This is a genomic window from Shewanella sp. UCD-KL12 (assembly GCF_001957125.1).
Lineage (GTDB): Bacteria > Pseudomonadota > Gammaproteobacteria > Enterobacterales > Shewanellaceae > Shewanella.
The window spans coordinates 574297-599341 of record NZ_MPHJ01000001.1; the positions used below are offsets into that span (position 1 = coordinate 574297).

Genomic DNA, 25045 nt, shown 5'->3' on the forward strand with positions numbered 1-25045 from the left:
AATTAGAAGTGCTCTATGAGATTTAATAAACTTTTTGCCTCGATGGTATTAGTCGGTGCGTCTTTATCAGGGAACGGTTGGGCAGAAACATTCCAGCCTTTTGAAGTAACAGATATTCAAGTACAAGGGCTACAGCGTGTTGCCCTTGGTGCTGCCTTGCTGACCATTCCGGTCAAAGTAGGGGATACTGTTGATGAGTTAAAACTCCAACAAGCAATTAAAAGCTTATACGCCTCTACTAACTTCGAGCATATCGAAGTGAGTCGTGATGGTGGCGTGTTGGTTGTTACCGTAAAAGAACGTCCGACAATCAGTACTGTGACGTTTGAAGGTAACAAAGATATCAAAGATGAGCAGTTACAGGAGAGTCTTGATGGCTCTGGTGTGAAGGTCGGTGAATCACTTGACCGTACTATGCTTTCTGGTATCGAAAAAAGTCTACAAGACTTCTACTATGGCGTTGGTAAATATGGCGCTAAAGTTGAAGCAGAAGTCGTTAACCTTCCCCGTAACCGTGTAGAGCTTCAGTTTAAGTTCACCGAAGGTTTAGCTGCTGAAATCAAACAGATTAACGTCGTTGGTAACGAAGTATTTACTGATGCTGAACTTATCGGCATGCTCGAGCTGAAAGATTATGTTGCTTGGTGGGATCTCTTTGGTGAGCGTCGTTACCAAAAGCAGAAACTACAGGCCGATCTTGAGACTGTTAAAACTTTCTATCATAACCGTGGTTATATACGTTTCGATGTGACATCAACTCAGGTTGCCATGACTCCGGATCGTAAAGGCTTATACATCACAATCAATGTTGATGAAGGTGAGCAGTATACCGTTAAAGAAGTTAACCTTACCGGTGACCTAATGGGCCGTGAGAAGGTGATGAAGGCTATTCTTCCTATTACAGAGGGGGATATGTATAACGGTGCTGACGTAACTTTTGCTGAAGAGATGTATGGCAAGTACTTAGGTCGATTTGGTTACGCCTACCCTGAAGTTAAGACTTATCCTGAAATTAATGATGAGACTAAAGAAGTTAGCCTTAACGTTAATATCAAGCCAGGAAAACGCGTCTATGTACGTAGTATTAATTTCGCTGGTAACCAAGTTACAAAAGATGAGGTTATGCGTCGCGAGCTTCGCCAAATGGAGGGAGCATGGCTTAACTCTGCACAGGTCGAGCAATCAAAAGCACGTTTGAATCGTCTAGGGTATTTTGAAACCGTAGATACCGAAACCGTTCAAGTGCCTGGTACTGATGATTTAGTTGATGTTGCCTTTAATGTAAAAGAGCAGCCTTCTGGCTCATTTAACGCTGGTGTTGGTTATGGTACTGAATCTGGTCTAAGCCTGCAGTTTGGCGTACAGCAGAGTAACTTCTTAGGTACGGGTAACCAAGCAGGCGTAAACTTAAATACCAACAAATATTCTAAGAACGTTAACCTCTCTTTCACTGATCCTTATTTTACAAAGGATGGTGTCAGTTTAGGTGGCAGTATCTATTGGAATGAGTTTGATGCACAAGAAGCTAACTTAGAAGCCTATAAAAATAGCTCATATGGTATAGCGATCAACTCAGGTTTCCCAATTAACGAATATAACCGTATTAACGGTGGTATCGGTTATCGCTACAACTCAATCTCTGAGATTTCAGCGTATGAGCAAGCACTGAGGTTTTACAATATCTACCGTGATAGCGATGATCCGAATGCCGATTTAGCGTTTAATAACTTTGAAGCGAACTTAGGTTGGTACCGTAGTACATTAAACCGTGGTACTTTCCCATCAGATGGTTCATCACAGCGATTAAGTACTAAGATGACGATTCCAGGGTCTGATCTGCAGTACTTCAAAGCAGATATGGATACAAGTTTTTACTTCCCAATTAACCGTAGCCATAGCTTCGTATTACTGACAAAAGCTCGCTTAGGTTACGGTAATGGTTATGGTCAGTTTAATGATAATGACCAGATCTTACCTTTCTGGGAAAACTATTATTCAGGCGGAAGTAGTTCACTGCGTGGCTTTAAGTCTAACTCGGTTGGACCGCGTTCATTCTACCTATATCGCGGAAGTGAGCCTTGTTCACCCGATCCTTCTGGTGATGGTTGTTCATTGCCTGGCGATCCTAATAAGATTCAGGTCAATGATGGTCGTTCAATCGGTGGTAATGCTATTGCAACTGCCAGTATTGAGATGATTATACCGACACCATTCTTAGATGAAGCCTACACCAATTCGGTACGTACAAGCTTCTTCGTTGATGCGGGTAACGTTTGGGATACAGAGTTTGATTATGACTCTTACCGATACCTTCCTGCTCATGAGTTTGATAAACTCGAAGATTACGCTGATCCAAGCCGTATCCGTGCTTCTGCAGGTATGAGCGTACAGTGGTTGTCACCGATGGGACCTATGGTGTTCAGTCTTGCTTGGCCTATCAAGGAGTACGAGGATGATGAAACAGAGATCTTCTCGTTTAACATTGGTAAAACTTTCTAGACTAATATTTTAAAAATAGAATAGTTTAAATATAAAATCGGCAAGTTTTGCTGAACAAAGGAGTTAATTGTGAAAAAGATGTTTAATCGCGCGATGATGGTATTGGTTCTTCTTGGTGCACCGATTGCGGCACAGGCAGAGAAGATTGCAGTTGTTGATATGCAGGCCGTTTTCGAGCAGTTGCCACAACGTGAGCAGGTAAGCCAAACACTTAAGACTGAATTTGGCGACCGTGTTGCATCTGTACAGAAGATGCAAGAAGACCTTCGCGGAATGCTAGAAACTCAGCAACGTGATGGCGCTTTGATGAGCGAGTCTCAGAAAACTGAGATGGTTCGTAAAATGGAGTCTATGAAGTCAGAGCTGCAACTTAAAGGCAAGGCGCTTGATGAAGATATGCGTCGTCGCCAAGGTGAAGAGCAGAACAAGCTTTTAGTTAAAGTTCAGCAAGCAATCAACGCTATTGCTGAAAAAGAGAGCTATGACATGGTGCTTCAGCGTGGTGCTGTTATCTATGTTAAGCCAACGGCTGACATTAGCAGCAAAGTAGTCGATGCACTAAGTAAAGGCTAATTGCAAAGGCTAATCATAGATGAAAAGCTACACCTTAAAAGAGCTGGCACAGACGCTAAATGCAGAAGTACAAGGTGATGAGACGCAGGTTGTTTCCAGTGTCGCGACCTTAGAAAATGCGAGAGCCGGCCAGCTCTCTTTTTTAGCAAATTCAAAATACCGCGCTCAATTGGAATCAACCCAAGCGAGTGCGGTGTTGATCTCGGCTAAAGATGTCGAGGGTTACCCAGGTAACGCTCTAGTATTAAATGACCCTTATGTAGGTTTTGCCAGAGTAGCACAGCTGCTTGATACAACCCCAAAGGCGGCGGAAGGCATAGCTCCTTCAGCGGTGATTCACCCAACTGCCAAGTTAGGTGAGGGAGTAGCTATTGGTGCTAATGCGGTTATTGGCGAAAACGTTATTTTGGGCGAAAATGTGCAGATTGGCGCGGGTACTGTCATAGGCCAAGACTCTATCATAGGATCGGGGACTCGTCTTTGGGCTAATGTTACTGTCTACCATGATGTTCACATTGGCCAAGCTTGTATTATTCACTCAGCTGCCGTAATTGGTTCTGATGGATTCGGTTATGCTAATGAGCGCGGTCAGTGGATTAAGATCCCACAAACAGGTGGCGTGCGTATTGGTAACCGTGTCGAAATTGGTGCCAGTACAACAGTAGATCGCGGTGCGATAGAGCACACTGAGATACATGATGGTGTCATACTTGATAACCAAGTTCAGATAGCACATAACGATATTATCGGTGAGAATGCCGCAATTGCGGGTAACTCAACCATAGCTGGCAGTACGCAGATTGGTAAGTATTGCATTATTGGCGGTAACAGTGCAGTTGCTGGACACCTTAGTATTGCAGATGGTGCACATATATCTGGCGGTACTAACGTCACGAGTATCATTCGCAAGCCAGGTGTCTATACTTCTACTACCATTGCGATGGACAATAAGCTATGGCGTAGAAATACAGTCAGATTTAAGCAGTTAGATGAGCTGTTTCAGCGCGTTAAAAAGCTTGAAAAAACGAACCAAACAGAAGATTAACTGCCCATTGGCAGCTTAAGGAAAAACTAGTGTCAAATGAATTAAATACTATGGATATTAAAGAGATAATGAACTCTTTGCCCCATAGATACCCCTTCTTATTAATCGACCGTGTTTTGGATTACACCCCAGGTGAAACCTTGCATGCGATTAAAAATGTCACGATTAATGAACCTTTTTTCCAGGGACATTTCCCGGTTCAACCTGTGATGCCTGGGGTACTTATTCTTGAAGCTATGGCACAGGCTACAGGCTTGTTAGCATTTAAGACTCAAGAGACAGCTACTGACGATTCACTTTATTATTTTGCCGGTATAGACAAGGCGCGTTTCAAACGTGTTGTTGAGCCAGGTGATCAACTGCATTTTGAAGTGAAGATGGTTAAAGAGCGCCGCGGGATTGGGGTGTTTACAGGTATTGTTAAGGTAGATGGTGAGCTAGTTTGCTCAGCAGAGATCATGTGTGCTCGTAGAGAGATTAAAAAGTGATAGATAAATTAGCGTTTGTTCATCCTGATGCCAAAATTGGTAACAATGTTACTATCGGCCCTTGGACCTATATCGGTGCAGATGTTGAGATTGGTGACGATTGTTGGTTTAGTTCTCATGTTGTTGTCAAAGGACCTACTGTCATAGGCAAGGGAAATAAAATTTTCCAATTCGCTTCAGTCGGTGAAGATTGCCAAGACAAGAAGTATGCTGGTGAACCAACGCGATTAATCATGGGTGATAATAATATCATTCGTGAGTCTGTTACTATCCATCGTGGTACAACGCAAGATAAGGGCGAAACAGTTATTGGATCTAATAACCTGTTTATGGCCTATGTGCATATTGCTCATGATTGCGTAGTTGGTAATAACGTGATTATGTCAAACAATGCTTCTATTGCTGGTCACGTTCACGTGGGTGATTTCGCGATTTTAGGTGGCCTCACTGGTGTTCATCAGTTTGTGCATATCGGTGCTCATGCGTTTACTGCGGGTTGTTCATTGATACTGCAAGATGTTCCGCCGTTTGTGATGGCTTCTGGTCAACCTGGTATTCCTCGTGGGCTTAACAGCGAAGGGATGAAGCGACGTGGCTTCTCTAAAGAGAGCCAACTAGCCGTACGCAGAGCTTACAAAACCCTTTACCGTAAAGGCTTATCTGTCGAAGATGCTGTTTCGACAGTTTCATCTGAAACCGATGATGAACAGGTTAAGCTGATGATGGATTTTGTTGTAAACTCTAATCGTGGCATCATCCGCTAACTATCTGCGTTAAAGAGCCCAAATTTTTGGGCTCTCATATCTCCATACAAGATTAAGACTCGTTATCTATGAGCAATAATAAACAGATGATTTTTGCTATGGTTGCCGGAGAGATCTCTGGTGATATCTTAGGTGCAGGCTTAATCAAGTCCCTGCAAAAACACTACCCTGATGCGCGTTTTGTTGGCATTGGCGGCCCTCGTATGGAAGCGCTTGGCTTTGAATCAATATTCTCCTACGAAGAGTTAGCTGTAATGGGCATTGTTGAGGTGCTCTCAAGATTACCCCGTTTATTAAAAGTTCGTAAAACCTTAATAGACCAAATATGCGCCATTAAACCCGATTGCTTTATTGGTATCGATGCACCAGATTTTAATATTGGGCTCGAGTTAAAGCTTAAGGCTCGTGGAATTAAAACCGTGCATTATGTCAGTCCATCGGTTTGGGCTTGGCGACCAAAACGTATTTTCAAAATTGCTAAGGCGACAGATATGGTGCTGTCACTACTGCCTTTCGAAAAAGCGTTTTATGATAAACATCAAGTTCCGTGTACCTTTGTTGGCCATACTCTTGCTGATGATATTCCACTGGAAAGTGATAAGTTAGCTGCACGAGAGCTGTTGGGGTTAGAGCCTGAATCTGAGTACCTTGCTATTTTACCTGGTTCTCGAGGTGGTGAGTTAAAGCAACTTGCAGAACCTTTTGTAAAAGCTGCATGGCTAATTAAACAGCAGTACCCCGATATTAAATTTGTCACTCCTTTGGTTAATGCAAAGCGCCGTGAACAATTTGAGCAAGCGCTTAAACAGTTTGCCCCTTCTTTAGAGATCACTTTAGTTGAGGGGCAATCCCGTGAAGTGATGGCCGCTTCTGATTGCATCTTACTCGCTTCAGGTACAGCAACACTCGAAGCTATGCTAGTAAAGCGCCCTATGGTCGTTGCTTATAGAGTTAGCCCGATAACCTATAAAATTGCAAAAGGCATAATGCAGATAGCGCATTACTCCCTGCCTAACTTACTATCTGGTAAGGCGCTTGTGACAGAGCTTATACAGGAAGATTGTACTGAAGATAAAATTGCTGCCGCAGTAGCCGCCGAGCTCGATGGTGATTTTACGCCATCAAAAGCTGAGTTTATCGAACTTCATAAGCAACTTAAGTGTAATGCTAGTGAAAGGGCTGCAGATGCAGTGTTAGCACTAATTCGCTAACTCATTAATTTTTTTAGAGTACTATTTAATATGGCAATTTTTAAAGGTATTACCCCAGAGCAGGTTGAGTGTTTAACCTCTGGCTTATATGCAGGTGTCGACGAAGTCGGCCGTGGGCCTCTGGTGGGTAATGTTGTTACTGCTGCAGTTATTCTCGATAGCAACAACCCCATTGAAGGTTTAAACGATTCAAAAAAGTTATCTGAGAAAAAGCGTGAGGCCTTGTTTGCAGAGATACATGAGAAGGCCTTGGCCATAAGTGTTGGCTACGCCACGCCTGAAGAGATCGATGAACTGAATATTTTGCATGCCACCATGTTGGCGATGCAGCGAGCCGTAGCTGGATTAGAGATAAAACCAACGAGTGTGTTGGTTGATGGTAATCGCACACCAGTGTTTAGTCATGGTGAGGCAAATGAGACAATCTCTGATTGTCATGCCGTTATTAAAGGAGATGGTCTTATCTCTGGAATTAGCGCCGCTTCGATAATTGCCAAAGTTATTCGTGATCGTGAGATGGATCTACTCGATATGGAGCATCCTCAATATGGTTTTTCTAAGCATAAAGGCTACCCTACTAAGGCGCATTTTGAAGCGCTTGAACAGCACGGTGTATTGCCCGAGCATAGAAAGAGCTTTCGACCAGTAAAAGAGCGGTTAGCTAAGAACTAACCAGCTAAGAGTCAATTTTATCTCTCTCATCCATCGCTCTAGCTTGGTATGTTTGACTCTGTTAATCTTTCATAAGTTGCCACTTCCATCTTTATTACATTAAGTATTCAAAAATATGTCTGATCCAAGTTTTGTGCATCTACGTGTCCACAGTGACTTTTCTATGTCTGATGGCCTAGCGAAAGTTAAACCTATCTTAGCTAAGGTGTCAGAGCTAGGTATGCCTGCTGTAGCGCTAACCGATCAGACCAATTTATGCGGACTGGTGAAGTTTTACGGTGCCTGTCATGGCGCTGGGGTTAAGCCGCTCATAGGGGCAGATTTTTGGGTGAAAGTCCCAGGGTTTGATAAAGACCTTTGCTCGGTAACTGTACTTGCGATGGACAACGATGGTTACCTGAATTTAACCTTGCTTATCAGTGATGCTTACCTTCGAGGTCATATCGATGACAGAGCTGTTATCGACCATGAATGGTTAGCAAAGTATAACAAGGGGCTGATACTGCTCTCAGGTGGCCGCCATGGCGATATAGGCAGAGCACTACTAAAAGGTAATCAGGCACAGGTAGATTCACTGACAGAGTTCTACCAGACTCACTTTCCTGATCGCTACTATCTTGAGCTACTGCGCACAGGGCGCCCAGATGAGGAGAACTATCTGCATCTGGCTGTAGCATTGGCTGAAGAGAAAGGCCTACCTGTAGTCGCCACAAACCAAGTGGTCTTTAACAGTCCAGAATTTTTTGAAGCCCACGAGATCCGAGTAGCGATTTCTGACGGTTTTACCTTAGCTGATCCCCGCAGACCGAAAAAATACAGCGACCAGCAGTATTTTAAGAGTAGCGAGGAGATGTGCGAGCTTTTTGCCGATATTCCAGAGGCCGTTCAAAATACGGTAGAGATAGCCAAACGATGTAGTGTCACGGTTCGTCTCGGTGAGTACTTTTTACCTGATTTCCCCACAGGTGAACAATCCATTGAAGACTTCTTAGTCGCGGTCTCAGAGAAGGGGCTTGAGGAGCGTTTAGAGTTTCTGTTTCCCGATCCTGAGGTGAGAGCAGAGAAACGTCCAGAGTATGATAAACGTCTCGATGTTGAGCTGAAAGTTATTAACCAGATGGGCTTCCCAGGTTACTTCCTTATCGTGATGGAGTTCATTCAGTGGGGGAAAGATCAAGATATCCCTATCGGTCCTGGTCGTGGTTCAGGTGCTGGGTCTTTAGTGGCTTACGCCCTTAAAATTACTGACTTAGACCCTCTTGAATATGAGCTGCTGTTTGAGCGATTCTTGAACCCAGAGCGTGTCTCCATGCCGGATTTCGATATCGATTTCTGCATGGATAGACGTGATGAGGTTATTGACCATGTTGCTGAGCTATATGGTCGTGATGCTGTATCACAGATCATTACCTTCGGTACCATGGCTGCTAAAGCGGTTATTCGTGATGTTGGCCGTGTATTAGGTCACCCCTATGGGTTTGTTGACCGTATCTCTAAAATGGTACCTGCAGAGCCTGGGATGACTTTAGCAAAAGCATTTGAGGTAGAGCCAGCGCTGCAGGAGTCTTATGATGCAGATGAAGAGGTAAAAGATCTTATCGACATGTGTCGTATCCTTGAAGGGGTGACACGTAACGCGGGTAAGCACGCCGGTGGCGTGGTTATCTCGCCTACGACCATTACCGATTTCTCGCCGCTTTATTGTGACTCAGAGGGGCTTAATCCAGTCACTCAGTTTGATAAAAACGACGTTGAAACAGCAGGCTTGGTTAAGTTCGATTTCTTAGGGTTAAGAACCTTGACCATTGTCGACTGGGCGCTGCAGATGGTTAACCCGAAGCAGAAAAGACTGGGCAAGGAACCTGTGCGTATTGAGTCTATCCCTCTCGATGATCCTGCTAGTTTTAGGTTGTTGCAGCGTTATGAAACCACGGCAGTTTTTCAGCTTGAATCCCGTGGTATGAAAGATTTGATTAAGCGGCTCCAACCAGATTGCTTTGAAGATATGATTGCACTGGTAGCACTCTTTAGACCAGGCCCTCTACAGTCAGGCATGGTAGATAACTTTATTGAGCGTAAGCATGGCCGTGAAGCCGTTTCTTATCCTGATGCAGAGTATCAACATGAGTCACTGCAATGGGTGCTTGAGCCTACCTACGGGATTATTCTTTACCAAGAGCAGGTGATGCAGATTGCTCAGGTGCTCGCTGGTTACTCACTCGGTGGTGCAGATATGCTCCGCCGTGCTATGGGTAAGAAGAAGCCTGAGGAGATGGCAAAGCAGCGGGGTACTTTCGAAGAGGGCTCGATTAAGAATGGTGTCGATGGCGAGCTGTCGATGAAAATTTTTGATCTGGTAGAAAAATTTGCGGGTTATGGTTTCAACAAATCTCACTCAGCCGCTTACGCACTCGTATCTTATCAAACCTTATGGCTAAAGACCCATCACCCCGCTGAGTTTATGGCCGCGGTAATGTCTGCCGATATGGATAACACAGATAAGATTGTTATCTTGGTCGATGAGTGTGAACGCATGGAGATGCCACTTCTGCCGCCTGATGTAAATAAGGGCTTACTAAAATTTAATGTCGATGAAGAGGGTAATATCGTCTACGGCATCGGTGCGATTAAAGGTGTGGGTGATGGTCCTGTAGACTCAATACTTGAAGCTCGAAAAGATGGTCCTTTTAAAGATCTCTTTGATTTTTGTGCGCGAGTCGATCTGAAAAAACTGAATAAACGCATTATGGAGAAGCTCATCTGTGCCGGGGCATTAGACAGCCTAGGACCACACCGAGCCTCTATGATGGCGACATTGCCAGAAGCCGTACGCGCCGCGGATCAAAACGCTAAGGCTGAAGCGATAGGCCAGCACGATATGTTTGGTTTGCTTAATGATGATCCTGAAGATACTAAGCAGCAGTTTGTTCAGTGCACACCATGGCCTGATAAAGTTTGGCTTGAGGGTGAGCGAGAAACATTAGGCTTATACCTTACTGGTCACCCAATAAATCAGTATCTCAAAGAGTTAAAGCATTACACCTCTGGGCGCTTAAAGGATGTACATCCAACGGAGCGTGGCAAAACCATGAAAGCGGCGGGTCTCGTGATTGGGACTCGAGTGATGATGACCAAGCGTGGCTCTAAAATGGGACTGGTAACCTTAGATGATAAGAGTGCTCGTCTTGAAGTCATGCTATTCACCGAAGCATTCGAGAAGTTTAATCATCTGCTAGAGAAAGACCGAATTTTGATTATCGAAGGAGAGGTGAGTTTTGATGACTTCTCTGGCGGTAATCGAATGACTGCAAGAAATATCATCGATATGGCCGAGGCCCGTAATCATTTTGCCAGAGCTGTTGAGATTGATTTAGACAGTGATTTGATTGATGAATCTTGGTTAGTGCGCTTTAAAGAGGCTGTTGAGCCATGGAAAGCCGGTGCTGTGCCCGTGATTGTTAATTATGCTCAACCTCAAGCAAAAGCTCAGTTCAAGCTTGGAGAGAATTGGCGCGTAAATCCAACGGATGAGATGATGTTGGCACTAGAGACTTTGACTGGCGCTGGCAAGGTAAGGATCCTCTTTTAGTATGCCAACAAACGGCAAGGCGTTAAGCGGCTTCTCTGTTTATGACCTTATCGATGAGGTTGTAGCGCTTGCAAGTGTCAAGCAAGGCGCTAAGTTAGTCCTTGCTTACAGTGGTGGGGTTGACTCAGAGCTGTTAGCGAGAGGCTTATCAGAGTTTGCCAAAGTACATACTCAGTTTTCTTATCTGCTTATTCATGTACACCATGGCTTAAGTCAAAATGCCGATCTTTGGGCAGAGCACTGCCGAAATCAGGCTAAAAGCTATCGCTTACCTATCAAAGTTAGCTATGTTCATGTTGATACCGGTCCGCGCAAGAGTATAGAGGCTGAAGCGAGAACCGCTCGTTATAACGCCATTAAGGCAGAGATGAATGCTGGAGATGTGCTATTAACAGGGCATCATTTGGATGATCAACTTGAAACGGTATTACTTGCATTAAAACGAGGTCTCGGTCCAAAGGGCTTATCGGCTATGGGAAGCGTTCAGCGCTTCGATAATGATAAACTCATGTTACGCCCTCTACTATCTATCGAGCGTGAACAGATTGAGTCTCAAGCGCTATCACTTGCCCTTAAGCATATTAAGGATGAAAGCAATTTAGATGCTAAGTATGACAGGAACTTTTTACGTCTAGAGATTATTCCAAAGCTCAAGTCACGTTGGCCCTCTATTGCCACCACGGCCAGTCGTAGTGCTTCTTTATGTGCGCAGCAACAGGTTGTCATTGATGAGGAGGTGAGTGCTCGCTTACCCGATTATCTCGTATTGCGACAGGGTGACAGTGTTCAGGCTCTCGACCTAGAGCGGTTATCTAGTCAAAGCCCACATTGGCAAGCTTTGCTGTTTAGAGGGTTTATTGAGCATCTTGGTTTTGCCCCTCTGTCAGTGCAGCAGTTAGAACAAGCGTTATCTCAATTGCTTAGTGCTAAGCCTGATGCAAACCTTGAGTTTAGAGCGGGCGACCTTATCATCAGGCGGTTTAGAGGATTAGCTTATCTCAGCTCATTTCGACAAGAGCACCTTTCTCTTGACCAAGATATGCTTATAGAGCTCGATAGCGCTGCGGTTTTACACATGTTGGACGATATTGAAGTTGCTGTTTCGCCTGTCAGTCAACTGGTTATCTCTAAAACGACAAAGGCAATGGGAGTGCGTTTACCTAAATTGGCTGAGCAGATCTCTATTCGTTTCTCTGTGGTGGGAAGTACTCGGTGCCAGCCTGCTCAAAGAGCGAAGAGGAGGGAGTTGAAGAAGCTGTGGCAAGAGTATGGAATACCACCGTGGCAAAGAGCTCAGGTACCCTTTATCTTTTATAACGAGCAACTTGTCTGTGCTGTAGGCTACTGGGTCGAAAGTGCTTTTGTTGCTAATGACGGTGAAGCAGGTTTAGCCTTTAGCCAAACAGCGCGCTAAAAATTTTAACACTGATTGCTATTAGAGGCTGTTAGCCACTATTCACCGTCGGCTTTATAACAACGTCTTCCTGCTGCTTTTGCACGATAAAGTGCTTTATCAGCTCGTTCATACAAAGAGTTGGCCGATTCATCCTTACTCCATTGAGCGATCCCAAGGCTGGTTTGCACATCATGCTTGTCAAAAAGTGGCTGGCTTTGCATGGCTGATAATATGCGCTCGCACAAGACTTTGGCCGCACTAAGATCGCCACGGACTAAGACGACAAATTCATCTCCACCAACACGAAAAGCTTGATCAGTATCTCGAATCGCCTTTGTTAACAGCTGGCCAAACTGAGAAAGTACGTTATCACCAAATTGATGACCAAAGACATCATTGAGCTTTTTGAAATTATCAAGGTCAAGAATAATAATCGCCATTTTATTACTATGCCTGCTAGATGTTGCGATAGCTTTCTTTAAACTCTCAATATAATAATGTCTATTTCCAAGCCGAGTAAGTGAGTCATACATAGCTTGCTGAGACATCTCTTGATATTGGGTCGCGTTAAATAGTGGCAAAATAACTAAGGTCTGTAACAACTGTAATTGCTTGGCTTGCGACGGCATTAGCGGCGCACTAATACTGTACTCTAATCGAGCCGTTTTACCTTGATGCACTATCTGTTGCTTAATGCTAAGCCCTTGCTGTCTTCCCCAACAAAATTGATATTTGTTATATCTGAGCTTAATACCATCGATCGGCAAGTGTTGGCCCATGATCTTGCCAAAGCAGGCAAAGACTGTCCTTGGATCTAAAGATTCATGTAGCTGTTGGATGATCTGCACAAGATCTGGCTCTTGAGACTGAGAGCCAAGTATTTCTGGTTGATATCTCGGTTCATCAGAATAAAAATCTGTCGCTAGGCCAAAATCCATAATGAGTACTCCATTATCGCCTGTGTTACTGAGGTTAACTATCCTCGTTAATGTGTAATTACTAGCAAATACTGTGCCTAAAATAATGTTAATTAAATTTGTCTTTATTTGTCATTCAGTTAATCTTTCAAGTGTCACTTAAATAAAACCTATGCCAGATTTTTGACTCGGAGTTCAAATTTAGAATGGAACACAGTTTTCTTATTCAAGTTCTTTCGATGCTTGTCATCGCAATAATCTCAATAGCCATTCTGAGACGAGCAGGCTTGCCAGCTATTTTGGCTTACTTAGTTACAGGCGTGATCAGTGGACCTTCTGGATTCAACTGGTTTAGTCAACATCAGATGCAATCGGTGGCGGAGCTCGGTGTCGTACTTTTGATGTTTAGCCTAGGTTTAGAGTTTTCTCTTCCAAGGCTTTGGGCGATGAGGCGAACGGTATTTGGACTGGGTAGTGCTCAGGTCATAGTAACAACGCTTCTTGCTGGTTGTATCGCCTTCTTTAGCTCTTTATCTTTGGTTGAGTCTATTGTTGTGGGCTCAGCGGTGGCACTTTCATCGACCGCTATTGTACTTAAGCTGCTCAATGAGCAAGGCTGGCTAAGGCGACGACATGGTGAGCTGTCGGTCAGTGTACTTCTATTTCAAGATTTAGCCGTGGTGCCACTACTGATTTTGCTACCTTTGCTTGCATCAGGTGGTGAGCCACTCTCGCTTCAAAGTATCGGTTATGCGTTGGCTGAAGGTGTATTAGCCTTTATTGCGCTGATGGCGTTTGGCAAGTGGGGGCTGCCTAGGTTATTTGATGAGGTAGCCCGGTCACGATCAAATGAACTCTTTATGCTATCAACCTTAGTGGTAGCGCTATTGACTGGTGCGTTAACGCAATGGTTAGGCCTGTCTATGGCTCTGGGTGCCTTTATGGCGGGTATGTTGCTTGGAGAGAGTCAGTATAAAAGGCAGTTAGAAGCCGATATCAGGCCATTTAGAGATCTCTTAATGGGACTATTTTTTATCTCTATCGGTATGTTGATTGATTTCTCTTTAGTGCTGCAATTTTGGTGGCAAATTCTAATCATTCTGATCGCAGTCATAGTCGGCAAGGCGTTGGTGATTTTTGCACTGCTTAGATTAGCAAAAGAGTCGTTTAGAATCTCAGTCTCTACGGCATTGAGTCTGGCACAAGTTGGTGAGTTCAGTTTTGTGGTACTCGCTTTAGCCGTAAATTATCAGCTGCTTGAAATTGAGCTGAGTACTAAGCTTGTGATGGTTGCTGTTTTGTCTATGGCTATCGCCCCTTGGCTTGTTAGGCACAGTGTCGATATTGCGCGTCGAATGCAGGGGGTAAGATCTAAAGCCGAAAAAACGATGAAAATTGATCCTCAAGTAGAGCATCAAAATGATCTCGTGTTAATTTTGGGCTATGGACGCGTAGGGCAAACCATTGCACGTTTTATGAAAACCGAAGCAGTCCCTTTCTTAGTGCTAGATTTGGACCCCACAAGGGTCTCAGAGGCGAGAAAAGCTGGAGAGCCTGTTTATTTTGGTGATGTTTGTAAACGAAGTATTCTTAAGCAGGCCAAGATACGAGATGCAAAGCTAATTGTACTGACCTTCAGTAGTAGCCGAATCCTCGAAGAGGTGTTGCCTCTTTGTCGCCAGTTAGCGCCTGAAGCGAAGATATTGGTCCGTACGCGAGATGACACAGGTATGCAAGAGTTAGAGGAAGCTGGGGCGAGTCAGGTGATACCTGAAACCTTAGAGGGAAGCCTGATGTTAGTGTCACAGGTGTTGTATCAATGCGGTGTACCACTAACACGTATCTTGAAACGACTAGAGTATGAGCGCCGAAATCACTATCAATACCTACATGGTTTCTTCTCTGGGGCTGAAACAGACTTTACCCTAGAACACCTACATGCCGTTGCACTGCCAAAAGGGGCCAATGTTGTAGGGCAAACTCTCGCCGATATACCTTGGGATAAACTTAGGGTTGAACTCAGAGCGGTAAGGCGAAGTGGCGCAGAAGTAGAAAGCCCAGATCATGATTGGAGTATACGCTCTGGCGATACCTTAATTCTTTTGGGTAAGCCTCGTCGAATTGAAAAAGCGGAGATCTATCTGCTTCAGGGGTAATCGTCATGGAAGAGAGTCGAATATGCTCTATTATGCAGCGCTAACCTGTTTAGCGCCTTTGCTTGCAGTTCAAGGGCATAGGGTTAGAAAAAATACCCCTAGACTCAGTGAAGCATCAGGTGAGCGAAGTGGTACGACGGGGGATGGAGCAAAGATCCGTGTGCTCATTTTGGGAGATTCAGCTGCGGCAGGTGTGGGGGTTGAACATCAACATGATGCACTAAGTGGCTGTTTGACGCGCAGCTTAGCTAAGCAATGCCAGGTTACTTGGTTATTATTGGCAAAGTCAGGTAATAAAACCTCAGACTTGATTCGTTTGGTAAAGGCGCAGCCAAAGACTGATTATGATGCTGTTTTACTCTCCATTGGGGTGAACGATCTATTAAGTCCGATAACTGAGTATGAGTGGCAGAGGCAACAGCAGGAGCTGCTTAGTCTGATAAAGGCGCAGTTTCAATCACCGCATATTTTATTGACGAGTGTGCCACCTATGGAGCATTTTCCAGCTTTTCCGCAACCCCTTCGCTGGTGCCTAGGGCAAAGAAGTGCCGCTTTTAATCGGCGACTTAAACAGTTGATCTCTACTGAGACTCAATGCAGTTTAATCCAAATCCCACTTGAGCCTAAGCCTACTGATATGGCTATAGATGGTTTCCATCCTGGCGCCAATATCTACATGCTTTGGGGCAGCCATGCCGCGAATGAGATAGTAAAAAGTGTCAAGCTAGGTTAAGTCAAAGTTGACCTTTTCCTAAATTTCAAAAAATGCTCTTATCTCATCAATCTGACACATGGCATCTTGATAACCCAAATCAATGAGGGCGCTACAGTAAGCCTGTTCAAATAATAGGTAAGATACAATACTCGAATCTGTGTCCTGCTTTATGCCTATGGGTCTTAGCATAGCCTTTACGGCCATTGGCATAGCTTGGTAATACTGTGAGGCAAGCTGACTTAAGTCTTCACTAGGTTTAATGACTAAAGTGTCTATATGCGTTAAAGGTAAATTTTTTCGTTTATCTTCAGGGATCAACTTAAGGGTACTGTTAATCCTTTCTAGTCTTTCCAAGTCACTATTTAATGTATCAGAGAAGATAGTATCGAGCAGGTGACCGGTTATGGTGGCCGTTTTAGGATGATGCTCTAACTCTTGTGGTTGCTGTTTATGGGGGCTTTCTAGGTTGATCACCATGATCTTCTTTGCACCTAAGTGAATAGGACTGCTTAATGGTGCAAGTTGGTGGACTGAGCCGTCGCCATAATAGCCCTGATTGAGCTTTATCGATGGAAAAATAAGTGGAATAGCTGAGCTTGCCAAGAGGTGATCGGTATTAAGTTGAGTGCGTTGGCCGTTACGTCTATCTCTATGCCAGTCGGGAATATCTTGGCTGCCTTGAAAAAATGTCACAGACCGAGAGGTGTTATAACAGGAGGTATCTATGCTCAGTGCGTTGAGGGCACCGCTGGCAATATTTCTATCAATTCTGACGAAATTGATAAGCTGGTTCAGTAGATCCCTTAGGGGATCACTGTTAAATAAGCTTCCAGCATTGGTATTAACCCTGTCATCTTGAAGGCTCATCAGCAGCATTTTGCCTAAGTGGCCCAAAATACCTGATGCTGAAGATTTATATATCTTACTGGTATGGAAATTACGCCAAACCCATTCGAGTTTGCGTACCCCTAAATGAAAACAGGAAGCGTGGGTTGCAATTGAGGTGCCATTAATTGCACCTGCAGAGGTACCACAGATTATCTTAAAAGGGATGCCATGGTTGCGTGGGTAAAACTGCACAATCGCCTTAAGTACCCCTATTTGGTATGCGGCACGAGCGCCACCGCCACCTAGTACTAATGCTGTTTTTTCTGGCAAGATTATCTCCATCCATAAGTGACTTAATTAATTAAAGCCTCTTATCTAAAAGAAAATCAAGGATATTTTTAGAATAATTGGTGTAAAAAAACGCATACATAAATAATATGTACGCGTTTAATGCATTACTGTTAGCTTGGATACCCTACATGGGCATGCTGACTACTTAGCTGACTTTAGGAAGTCGACTATCTGATCGAATGGTACTTCTTGCTTTTCACCAGTGCGGCGGTTTTTGTATTCAAATACACCATTATCGATATTGCGATCGCCAATCACGACCACGTGAGGCAGACCAACAAGCTCCATATCGGCAAACATCACACCGGCACGTTCTTTACGGTCATCGAACAGTACTTCAAAGCCAGCCTCATTGAGATCTTTGTATAGCTGCTCAGCTTTATCTTGAACACGATGAGATTTATGCATATTCATCGGTAGGATCCCTACCTTAAATGGTGCAATCGCATCAGGCCAGATAATACCGCGGTCATCATGGTTTTGCTCAATTGCTGCTGCAACCATACGGCTAACACCCACACCATAACAACCCATTAGTAAGGTTTGTGCCTTACCATTTTTGTCGAGCACGTTTGCATTCATCGCTTCTGAGTAGTTGCTACCTAACTGGAAGATATGACCGACTTCAATACCACGAAGTAGGGCAATAGTACCTTGGCCACATGGGCTAGGCTCACCTTCTATAATGTTACGTAGATCAAATGCTTCAGCTTGTGGAAGGTCACGCTCCCAGTTGATGCCAAAGTAGTGCTTGTTGTCTTGGTTTGCACCAGCACCGAAGTCACTCATTACGCTTACGCCGTGATCGATAAAGACTGGGATTTCAAGGCCAACTGGACCGATAGAGCCAGGACCTGCGCCAATTGCTTTGCGGATATCAGCTTCGTCGGCAAACTCAAACGGTGTCAGTACTGCTGGAATTTTTTCAGCTTTAACTTCGTTAAGCTCATGATCGCCTCGGATAACTAGCGCTACCAGAGGTGCTTCTTCTGAATCACCTTTAACGATAAGCGTCTTAACTGTTTTCTCGATAGTGATATCATGCTGTTCAACTAGCTCGGCAATTGTCTTAGCATTAGGCGTATCGACCAGCGTCATTTCGCTAGTTGCTGCTTGACGCGTCTCAGTTGGCATCGGGGCTTCACATTTTTCAATATTCGCCGCGTAATCGCTATCGGTTGAGTAAGCGATTAAGTCTTCGCCGCTGTTAGCAAGAACATGGAACTCATGTGACATGCTGCCACCGATAGAGCCTGTATCTGCCATCACTGGACGGAAGGCTAGACCTAAGCGATCTAGAATATTGCTATAAGCTTGGAACATAGACTCATAGGTTTCATCCATGGTCTCTTGATCTAAGTGGAAAGAGTAAGCATCTTTCATTAGGAATTCACGAGAACGCATGACACCGAAGCGTGGGCGAACTTCGTCACGGAACTTAGTCTGTATCTGGAATAAGTTAAGTGGTAGTTGCTTGTAAGAGTTGACCTCTTTACGAACGATATCGGTGATCACTTCTTCATGAGTTGGGCCAAGCACAAAGTCACGGTTATGACGGTCTTGGAAGCGTAGTAGTTCAGGACCAAACTTTTCGAAACGGCCCGTCTCTTGCCAAAGATCGGCAGGCTGTACCATAGGCATTAGGATCTCAACTGAGCCTGCCATGCTCATCTCTTCACGAACAATCGCTTCTACCTTGCGCAATACGCGTAGACCTGTCGGCAACCAGCTATATAGGCCAGATGCGTTACGGCGGATCATGCCAGCACGTAACATTAATTGGTGACTGATCACTTCTGCATCTGCAGGTGTCTCTTTTTGTGTTGAAAGCAGGTACTTGCTAACGCGCATTACCGATATCCAGTTCAGAAAATAAATTGGCCGACATTTTATCACCTGAGAATATGATGTCACCAAGTTTATTGGCAGTAAAATGGCGCAGGATTATATTTTATCTAGAATGCTGACCTAGGAAACTTGACTGCTTTCTCATTCGAGAAGTACCACCTTGTGATACTTGCCCGAAATCTAACTCCTCTTTCTTGTTTGCAACTGGTTTTAGCTGAGTTTGAATCCTCCGACAACATCGTTGAGCTGTACATTGGCTTGTATTAGGCGCTGTGTACTTTCGACTGTATCTACGGCGTTATTACTTAGCTGACTGATCATTTCGTGTATTTCAATCATATTAATATTCACATCCTCAGTGACTACACTTTGCTCTTTGGCTGAAAATGCAATCTCTGTGGTGAGATCGTTGATACGCGTGATTGATGTTGTCATATTTTCAAGGGAAGTCATGACTTTTGACGTCGTGTCTACTGTATTGCTACAGCTTTTCTTAGTGGCGTCCATAGAGGTGACTACCACTTTGGTTGCCGAGCGTAGATCGCTTAGCATCCTATCAACCTCAGAAGTGCTCTGCTGTGTGCGTGCGGCTAATGCTCTGACTTCGTCAGCAACAACGGCAAATCCACGCCCTTGCTCACCGGCTCTTGCCGCTTCAATCGCCGCATTAAGTGCGAGTAAGTTGGTTTGCTCAGCAATCTCACCGATAACGCGGAGTACGGCATCTATTTTTTCAAAATCTTGGCTCATGGTACCAATTGAATGGGTCATACCATCAACCTGTTCCGCTAGCTGAGACAAACTGTTAGATGCCTGCTGTACAACGACTTTTGAACGCTCAGCCTCTTCGTTAGTCGATTGGGTAAACTCTGCCGCTCTCGCGCCGCTCTGTGCGACAGATTCAGCCGTGGCACTCATTTCATTAATGGCAGTTACAACTTTTTCAGTTTCTTGGGTGTGAGCATTTAATAGCGCTTTATTAGAGTCTGTTTTACCTGTTAGTTCATCAATCTCTTGCTGGATCCCTTGATTGGAATGAGAGACATCGAGCAGCATGCTTTGTAAGTTTTCGATAAAGCTATTTACTCCGCCAGCAATCTTACCCAGATCGTCCTGACTGTATACATCAAGTCGTAGGGTTAAATCAGCATCCCCCCTAGAGAGGCCAACAATGATGCTGCGAAGAGAGCTAAGGTGCTTGAAGGTGCCATTAATAATAAAACAGCTAACAGAGACTGTAATAATTAATACAATAAACAGGGCTAAAGTAATGCGTCTGCTTAAACTATTTGTGTTGTCAGAAATAATTGTGTTATCGAGATAGCTACAGAGTATCCATTTTTTATCCGCAATAATAATGGGATGGTTAAACGCTGTTAACTCACCATCAATTTTATTGGAATATAAAACCTGATTCATAGGGTCGCTAAGTTGGATATACTGACCATCAAGTTTCACTTTAGATAAGCGGTTTTGAATATTCGTCAACGCAATGTAGATAATATTTCCATTTCCATCACCAGTAGGGACTATCACACTTATTAGTGGGGTTTTATTTTTATAAAATATATCACTCACTGTGATGGTTTTATTGCGTGCAAGTAAGGCTTTGATTTCACTAGCATGTGTAGAGTCATTTACAGGCCCCTTATCACTGATTACTAAGCTGTTCATTACTCTGAATATAGAGAAGAAATCACCTGTTCTTGCGGCTTCAGTCAGTGAGGTTTGTTCGAGGTTGAGGCTTTTTGCAAGATATATCTTTCGGTTCAACGTGTCGGTTACTTGAGCCTCAATTAAACTGACATTCGTTGCCATACTTTGCCGTTCTCTTTCTAGAATATAACTGCTGATATAGTAGTTAATACTAAAAAATGAGGTTAATACTGTTGCAATTAATATAAGTAATAGGGTAGAGAGTATTTTTACTTTGAATGATAAGTTGTTGGCCATTATATATCCTTAAAGGAATTTTATTTTTTAGCGTCAGGTACAACCGATAAGCCAAATAAACTACAGAGTTGAATTTAAAATAAATGTCGGGTAGATCGATAAAATGGAAAATATTTGTTGCATAAAACATCAAAACAGTAGTGATTACTAAATATTTGAAAGCAATGGTGAAATTTATTCATAACAAATTAGGATGTGATTTTTACTTATTTTTCTTTGCAAAGTAATGCAGATTTTGGATGAGGTATTAATACTGTTTCTTATTTCAATCGGTTAGTTTTATGCTAGGGAGTGGGTTTGAGAGAGCGTACCTTCATCGTTACCTATAGGCAGCGGATTGCAGGTAAAGACAGTTATATTTACTCGATTACCTGTCTAAATTAGATACAGCTTGATAAACTTACTCATTAACGGATATTTTAAGGATGAAATATGGGCTATCTATTTTTAGGATCCTTTCTAAGAAGACTTTTCGGACGAATAGGACGGATAGAAAGAAAAGAACGGAGAGTGACCTTGAATAAACTGATCTCATTATCGTCCGCTACGATATTACTGGCAGGGCTGTCTGGTTGTGCAACTGAACCTAAGTCCACTGGGCAAGCATTTTATGATGGCATTGAAAGTAATATTGAGCAGAGGAAAAGAGAGGGAATGTATAGTACTCCGCCTCAATATGTTGATGATAATGTCAATAAAGATGATGTTGAGTCAGGCATCATTAATGCCGTAGCCCATGGTGTTGGCAGTTTGTTCTTAAAAGATTAAACCTTATCCCTTCTATCACCAATCACTTTTGCTGGGTTGCCTGCCATAATGGCATACTCTGGCACATCTTTGGTGATGGTGGCGTTCATGCCTATGACTGCACTGTCACCGATAGTGACGCCATCGACTATGGCTGCTTGCGCGCCAATCCAGACATCCTTGCCGATGATAACACCTTTCGAGCTAGCGCTTTGCTGGTAGATAGGTGTGTCTGGATGCATTCCATGGTTAAAGGCATAGATAGTGACATTGTTGGCGATTCGGGTTTGATCGCCTATGGTGATCCCCGCACTGCCGCCATCGAACGAGCAGCCATGGTTAATGGCGACTTCATTACCTAAGGTGATAGGTCCATGCATAAAACTGTCGGCAGCCAGCATGCATTGATCGCCAATGATGATACCACGAGTCGGCTCTGCAAATAGGTTAGTGTCAGGGGAGATGAAACAGTTTTTGCCAAAACTGACAGTTTCAAGAGCCATAAACTGCGCTTGAACTTCCTCTTGCCAGGGCTTCGCCCAAGCCAGTAACTTAGGCTTTAGCGTGAAGTAGAGCCAAGGCATATAGGAGAGACGTTTTTTATGCTGAGCTTGATACGCTTCTTGTGTCATCGGCTTAGCGCTAGTGTTCTGAGCTGGTTGATTTATTGTAGGCTCAGAAGTCACACGGAAATCCCTGCTCTTATCTCTTGTACCACTATTGTCTCTTTAGCATCAGCAGTTTCAGCTGAAACTCGCCATAGAATATCTAAATCATAGAGGGCTACTTGATAGAGCTTTGGATCCGCTTTGGCTTTTTTATAGGCTGGTCTCGGGTCTTGCGCTAGCACATCTGTGATTAACTCTTCTAGGTGCAGGTATTGCTCCAGGCGCTGATATTGGGTCAACTGTTGAAGCGCTGTTTGGCTAAATTCAACCTGCGTAAGCACGGGGGCTTCATGGGCTATACCACCTAAGGCCTCAGGTACTGAATCTGAAAAGGGTATATAGGGTTTAATGTCTATGATTGGTGTGCCATCAAGTAGATCCATCCCTGAGATCTCTAATGCTACATAACCTTTTCGCTGGTGTATCTTGTGCAGCTTTACGACTGACTGGCCTAGACCATTAGGCCTAAAGGTTGAGCGAGTAGCGAATACACCAAGTTTTTCATTGCCACCAAGGCGGGGAGGACGCACAGTGGTTTTCCAACCTTGTTCTAAGTTTTCATGAAAACAGAAAACTAACCAAAGGTGAGAGTATTGCTCTAACCCTCTGACTGTATCGATATGATTAAATGGCGCTTGAAGTTCGACAAAGCCACGAGCGGCACTCGCTAGGCCTGGCTGTCTTGGGATGCCGAACTTCTGTTTATATGGCGTACGGCAGTACGCCACAGCTTGAATTTGACTGCTAAAACTCATGAGTCACAACTTTGATGTCTTGTATTGAGGTTAAATAGTTAATCTTACTCTTGTTCTGTTTCTGGACTCTTAATTGCTTGGCCTACGCAAACCGCGCGGCTAAAGCAGCCTTGTCCTTGCTCCTCAAACACTAAGCATTTTTTGATAATAAGGCCATTAGCCCCTTTGTCTGCTGCGGCTCTTCGAGCAAGCGTGCGCGCTTCACTGATCGCTGCAGGTGCATCATTGGCTTGCTCTTGGCAAGTTTCACCTTCAACTAAACCAATGATTTCATAAGGAGGTTTAGGTGATAAGCTTTTATCATAAACAGTGACATCTGAGACTTTGAAATAGTCATCAATTGCTTCACCACTAAGGTTACTATTAAATTTGTATTCGCCTGCACAGGCACTAAGCAGTATTACGAGGGCTGGGATTAAAAGCTTATTCATTATTCGGGCCTGTGTTTATAAAGCATATGAAAAATGGCTAGATTTCAGATATTAGCCAATAAGAGTGACACAAATTAAATCAAGGTCACCACATGGATGACCTTGTTGCTGAGGGAAGTCTAGCGCTTTAGATACTTTTGATAAAGCTGTTGTTGACGATTATTTAGATCTATCTCTCGGCCATCGATATAGACCTGCTTAATCTTAGTTGCCATTGGATCTAATATGTCACCCTGAGAGAGCACTAAGTTAGCTTTAAACCCTACGGCTATAGCGCCCATATCATCAACCCCCAGCATTCTCGCTGCATCTAAGGTGACACTTTTAAGCGCATCTTGTTGAGTTAATCCATAAGCTACAGTTTGTCCTGCCGCTAATGGCAAGTTTCGGCTGTTCCAATCTGATGAGAAGCCTAAAGCAAACGGGATGTTAGCTTGTTTCAGTAGTGCTGGGATCTTAAAGCTGAGATCGATAGGCTCATCTTTACGCATAGGCAGGCTCAATGTGTGGGTGTAGATAACCTTTGCTTCAATCTCGTTGATAAGTTCAGCCAGACGCCAAGCATCATAGCCGCCAACAATAATCAGCTTAAACTGATATTGTTTGGCAAGTGATACGGCTTCCTCTATCTGTTTTTGTGTATTTGCATGTACAAATAATTGAGCCTGTCCAAGATAAAGGGGGAGAAGCGCCTGCCACCTTAAATCTGTTTTTTTAACTTTCTTTGCTTGGTGCGCCAAGAAGTATCGGTAGCCATTAGAAAAAGCCGTGGTTACAGCTTTCACTTGAGCGTTATATTCATCTAGCTGCTTTTTACGCTTCTCCTTATCTTGAGATAGGGAGCCTTGCTTGGGCCAGTAAAGGTGAAATCCTTTGGTTGAAGGAACTAATGCATCTTCAATCGTCCAGCTATCGAGTGACACCAGAGAAGATTGTCCCGCTAAACTGTCGCCTTGAGGGACGACTTGTGCATGAGTAATACCATTGACACGTATCGTTGGAATTATCTCAGAGTCTGGATTAAAAGCGGTAACGGCTTCAAGTTGCGGATTAATTTCGCCCACTTCATAGCTATCGTTACTTGCCCTCATCATCTCTACTTCAACTAAGCCTATGCTGGTGTCGAGTGCGATAAGCCCAGGATAGATATGTTGCTCTGTGGCATCGACAACAGTGACGTTTGGGGCAACAAGCGCGGTGCCTATAGCGGTTATTTTGCCATCTTCAATGAGAAGGTCGCTATTAGTTTTAACCCCATCGATTGCGGTGTGAATGGTGGCATTTTTAAATAATAATGCTTCTGACTGAGCTGGTGCTGGGATCATGTCGTGAGCATTAGCGGACATACAGACAGACAGGCTTAAGGCTAAAAGTAGCGTGCTTAGCTTATTCTGTATTGGCGCTGTCAGCTTGGTTATTAATGGGTTAATGGTCATTAT

20 protein-coding genes are annotated in these 25045 nt (G+C 43.9%); 12 read left to right on the forward strand and 8 right to left on the reverse strand.

Annotated features, from left to right (window positions below; genetic code table 11):
- The first annotated feature begins 15 nt into the window (after positions 1-15).
- The 9 genes from bamA to tilS all read left to right on the forward strand — a co-directional run bounded on the left by bamA (position 16) and on the right by tilS (position 12255).
- Positions 16-2499: an outer membrane protein assembly factor BamA gene (gene bamA, locus BM736_RS02465; RefSeq protein WP_076408185.1), complete on the forward strand. Its 2484-nt coding sequence runs from the start codon at positions 16-18 to the stop codon at positions 2497-2499.
- 78 nt (positions 2500-2577) lie between these two features.
- Positions 2578-3072, forward strand: coding sequence for an OmpH family outer membrane protein (locus tag BM736_RS02470; RefSeq protein WP_076409841.1), 495 nt, complete (start codon positions 2578-2580; stop codon positions 3070-3072).
- 19 nt (positions 3073-3091) lie between these two features.
- Positions 3092-4117, forward strand: coding sequence for a UDP-3-O-(3-hydroxymyristoyl)glucosamine N-acyltransferase (gene lpxD / locus BM736_RS02475; protein ID WP_076408187.1), 1026 nt, complete (start codon positions 3092-3094; stop codon positions 4115-4117).
- A gap of 29 nt (positions 4118-4146) precedes the next feature.
- Positions 4147-4605 carry a 3-hydroxyacyl-ACP dehydratase FabZ gene (fabZ, locus tag BM736_RS02480; protein ID WP_076408190.1) on the forward strand — a complete coding sequence of 153 codons (459 nt, stop codon included), beginning with the start codon at positions 4147-4149 and terminating at the stop codon, positions 4603-4605.
- Complete coding sequence (lpxA, locus tag BM736_RS02485; protein ID WP_076408193.1) at positions 4602-5369, forward strand: acyl-ACP--UDP-N-acetylglucosamine O-acyltransferase; 768 nt, start codon at positions 4602-4604, stop codon at positions 5367-5369. Before fabZ ends, lpxA begins: the two co-directional genes overlap by 4 nt.
- A 68-nt stretch (positions 5370-5437) precedes the next feature.
- Positions 5438-6580 carry a lipid-A-disaccharide synthase gene (gene lpxB, locus BM736_RS02490; RefSeq protein ID WP_076408195.1) on the forward strand — a complete coding sequence of 381 codons (1143 nt, stop codon included), beginning with the start codon at positions 5438-5440 and terminating at the stop codon, positions 6578-6580.
- Positions 6581-6610: 30 nt separating this feature from the next.
- Positions 6611-7252 (forward strand): ribonuclease HII, encoded by a 642-nt coding sequence (gene rnhB, locus BM736_RS02495; RefSeq protein ID WP_076408197.1) that lies wholly within the window; start codon positions 6611-6613, stop codon positions 7250-7252.
- 115 nt (positions 7253-7367) lie between these two features.
- Positions 7368-10841, forward strand: a complete 3474-nt coding sequence (dnaE, locus tag BM736_RS02500; protein ID WP_076408200.1) for a DNA polymerase III subunit alpha — start codon at positions 7368-7370, stop codon at positions 10839-10841.
- 1 nt (position 10842) lies between these two features.
- Positions 10843-12255 carry a tRNA lysidine(34) synthetase TilS gene (tilS, locus tag BM736_RS02505; protein ID WP_076408203.1) on the forward strand — a complete coding sequence of 471 codons (1413 nt, stop codon included), beginning with the start codon at positions 10843-10845 and terminating at the stop codon, positions 12253-12255.
- 38 nt (positions 12256-12293) lie between these two features.
- On the opposite strand, the gene BM736_RS02510 is transcribed toward tilS, so the two are convergent.
- Positions 12294-13175, reverse strand: coding sequence for a GGDEF domain-containing protein (locus tag BM736_RS02510; protein WP_076408205.1), 882 nt, complete (start codon positions 13173-13175; stop codon positions 12294-12296).
- Positions 13176-13360: 185 nt separating this feature from the next.
- On the opposite strand from BM736_RS02510, the gene BM736_RS02515 reads away from it, so the two are divergent.
- Entirely contained in the window at positions 13361-15310 is a 1950-nt protein-coding gene (locus BM736_RS02515; protein WP_076408207.1) for a monovalent cation:proton antiporter family protein, read from the forward strand.
- Positions 15311-15332: 22 nt separating this feature from the next.
- Positions 15333-16043, forward strand: a complete 711-nt coding sequence (locus BM736_RS02520) for an SGNH/GDSL hydrolase family protein (RefSeq protein WP_076408210.1) — start codon at positions 15333-15335, stop codon at positions 16041-16043.
- Between the two features lie 18 nt (positions 16044-16061).
- On the opposite strand, the gene BM736_RS02525 is transcribed toward BM736_RS02520, so the two are convergent.
- The 3 genes from BM736_RS02525 to BM736_RS02535 all read right to left on the reverse strand — a co-directional run bounded on the left by BM736_RS02525 (position 16062) and on the right by BM736_RS02535 (position 21005).
- A complete protein-coding gene (locus tag BM736_RS02525; protein WP_076409843.1) occupies positions 16062-17183 on the reverse strand; it encodes a patatin-like phospholipase family protein in 1122 nt (373 codons plus the stop codon).
- 162 nt (positions 17184-17345) lie between these two features.
- Positions 17346-19055 (reverse strand): proline--tRNA ligase, encoded by a 1710-nt coding sequence (locus BM736_RS02530; RefSeq protein ID WP_076408213.1) that lies wholly within the window; start codon positions 19053-19055, stop codon positions 17346-17348.
- Positions 19056-19262: 207 nt separating this feature from the next.
- Complete coding sequence (locus BM736_RS02535) at positions 19263-21005, reverse strand: methyl-accepting chemotaxis protein (RefSeq protein ID WP_076408216.1); 1743 nt, start codon at positions 21003-21005, stop codon at positions 19263-19265.
- Between the two features lie 516 nt (positions 21006-21521).
- On the opposite strand from BM736_RS02535, the gene BM736_RS02540 reads away from it, so the two are divergent.
- Positions 21522-21773 (forward strand): hypothetical protein, encoded by a 252-nt coding sequence (locus BM736_RS02540; protein WP_143562302.1) that lies wholly within the window; start codon positions 21522-21524, stop codon positions 21771-21773.
- Here BM736_RS02540 and BM736_RS02545 read toward each other — a convergent pair.
- From BM736_RS02545 to BM736_RS02560, 4 genes are all read right to left on the reverse strand, one after another.
- Complete coding sequence (locus tag BM736_RS02545; protein ID WP_076409845.1) at positions 21770-22384, reverse strand: DapH/DapD/GlmU-related protein; 615 nt, start codon at positions 22382-22384, stop codon at positions 21770-21772. The genes BM736_RS02540 and BM736_RS02545 overlap by 4 nt on opposite strands.
- A 50-nt stretch (positions 22385-22434) precedes the next feature.
- Positions 22435-23175 (reverse strand): tRNA (N6-threonylcarbamoyladenosine(37)-N6)-methyltransferase TrmO, encoded by a 741-nt coding sequence (gene tsaA, locus BM736_RS02550; protein WP_076408221.1) that lies wholly within the window; start codon positions 23173-23175, stop codon positions 22435-22437.
- A 44-nt stretch (positions 23176-23219) separates the two neighbouring features.
- On the reverse strand, positions 23220-23606 hold the full coding sequence (rcsF, locus tag BM736_RS02555; RefSeq protein WP_076408224.1) for an Rcs stress response system protein RcsF: 387 nt from the start codon (positions 23604-23606) through the stop codon (positions 23220-23222).
- A 119-nt stretch (positions 23607-23725) separates the two neighbouring features.
- Positions 23726-25042, reverse strand: a complete 1317-nt coding sequence (locus BM736_RS02560; protein WP_143562337.1) for an amidohydrolase family protein — start codon at positions 25040-25042, stop codon at positions 23726-23728.
- Between the last annotated feature and the right edge of the window lie 3 nt (positions 25043-25045).

Excerpts from the sequence above, each read along its gene's own strand:
- lpxD (WP_076408187.1), top strand. The coding sequence starts at position 3,092 with ATGAAAAGCTACACCTTAAAAGAGCTGGCACAGACGCTAAATGCAGAA.
- BM736_RS02510 (WP_076408205.1), bottom strand. The coding sequence starts at position 13,175 with ATGGATTTTGGCCTAGCGACAGATTTTTATTCTGATGAACCGAGATAT.
- lpxB (WP_076408195.1), top strand. The coding sequence starts at position 5,438 with ATGAGCAATAATAAACAGATGATTTTTGCTATGGTTGCCGGAGAGATC.
- BM736_RS02470 (WP_076409841.1), top strand. The coding sequence starts at position 2,578 with ATGTTTAATCGCGCGATGATGGTATTGGTTCTTCTTGGTGCACCGATT.
- BM736_RS02560 (WP_143562337.1), bottom strand. The coding sequence starts at position 25,042 with ATGACCATTAACCCATTAATAACCAAGCTGACAGCGCCAATACAGAAT.
- dnaE (WP_076408200.1), top strand. The coding sequence starts at position 7,368 with ATGTCTGATCCAAGTTTTGTGCATCTACGTGTCCACAGTGACTTTTCT.
- BM736_RS02520 (WP_076408210.1), top strand. The coding sequence starts at position 15,333 with ATGCTCTATTATGCAGCGCTAACCTGTTTAGCGCCTTTGCTTGCAGTT.
- BM736_RS02535 (WP_076408216.1), bottom strand. The coding sequence starts at position 21,005 with ATGGCCAACAACTTATCATTCAAAGTAAAAATACTCTCTACCCTATTA.
- bamA (WP_076408185.1), top strand. The coding sequence starts at position 16 with ATGAGATTTAATAAACTTTTTGCCTCGATGGTATTAGTCGGTGCGTCT.
- tilS (WP_076408203.1), top strand. The coding sequence starts at position 10,843 with ATGCCAACAAACGGCAAGGCGTTAAGCGGCTTCTCTGTTTATGACCTT.
- BM736_RS02530 (WP_076408213.1), bottom strand. The coding sequence starts at position 19,055 with ATGCGCGTTAGCAAGTACCTGCTTTCAACACAAAAAGAGACACCTGCA.
- rnhB (WP_076408197.1), top strand. The coding sequence starts at position 6,611 with ATGGCAATTTTTAAAGGTATTACCCCAGAGCAGGTTGAGTGTTTAACC.
- tsaA (WP_076408221.1), bottom strand. The coding sequence starts at position 23,175 with ATGAGTTTTAGCAGTCAAATTCAAGCTGTGGCGTACTGCCGTACGCCA.
- BM736_RS02545 (WP_076409845.1), bottom strand. The coding sequence starts at position 22,384 with ATGACACAAGAAGCGTATCAAGCTCAGCATAAAAAACGTCTCTCCTAT.
- rcsF (WP_076408224.1), bottom strand. The coding sequence starts at position 23,606 with ATGAATAAGCTTTTAATCCCAGCCCTCGTAATACTGCTTAGTGCCTGT.
- BM736_RS02515 (WP_076408207.1), top strand. The coding sequence starts at position 13,361 with ATGGAACACAGTTTTCTTATTCAAGTTCTTTCGATGCTTGTCATCGCA.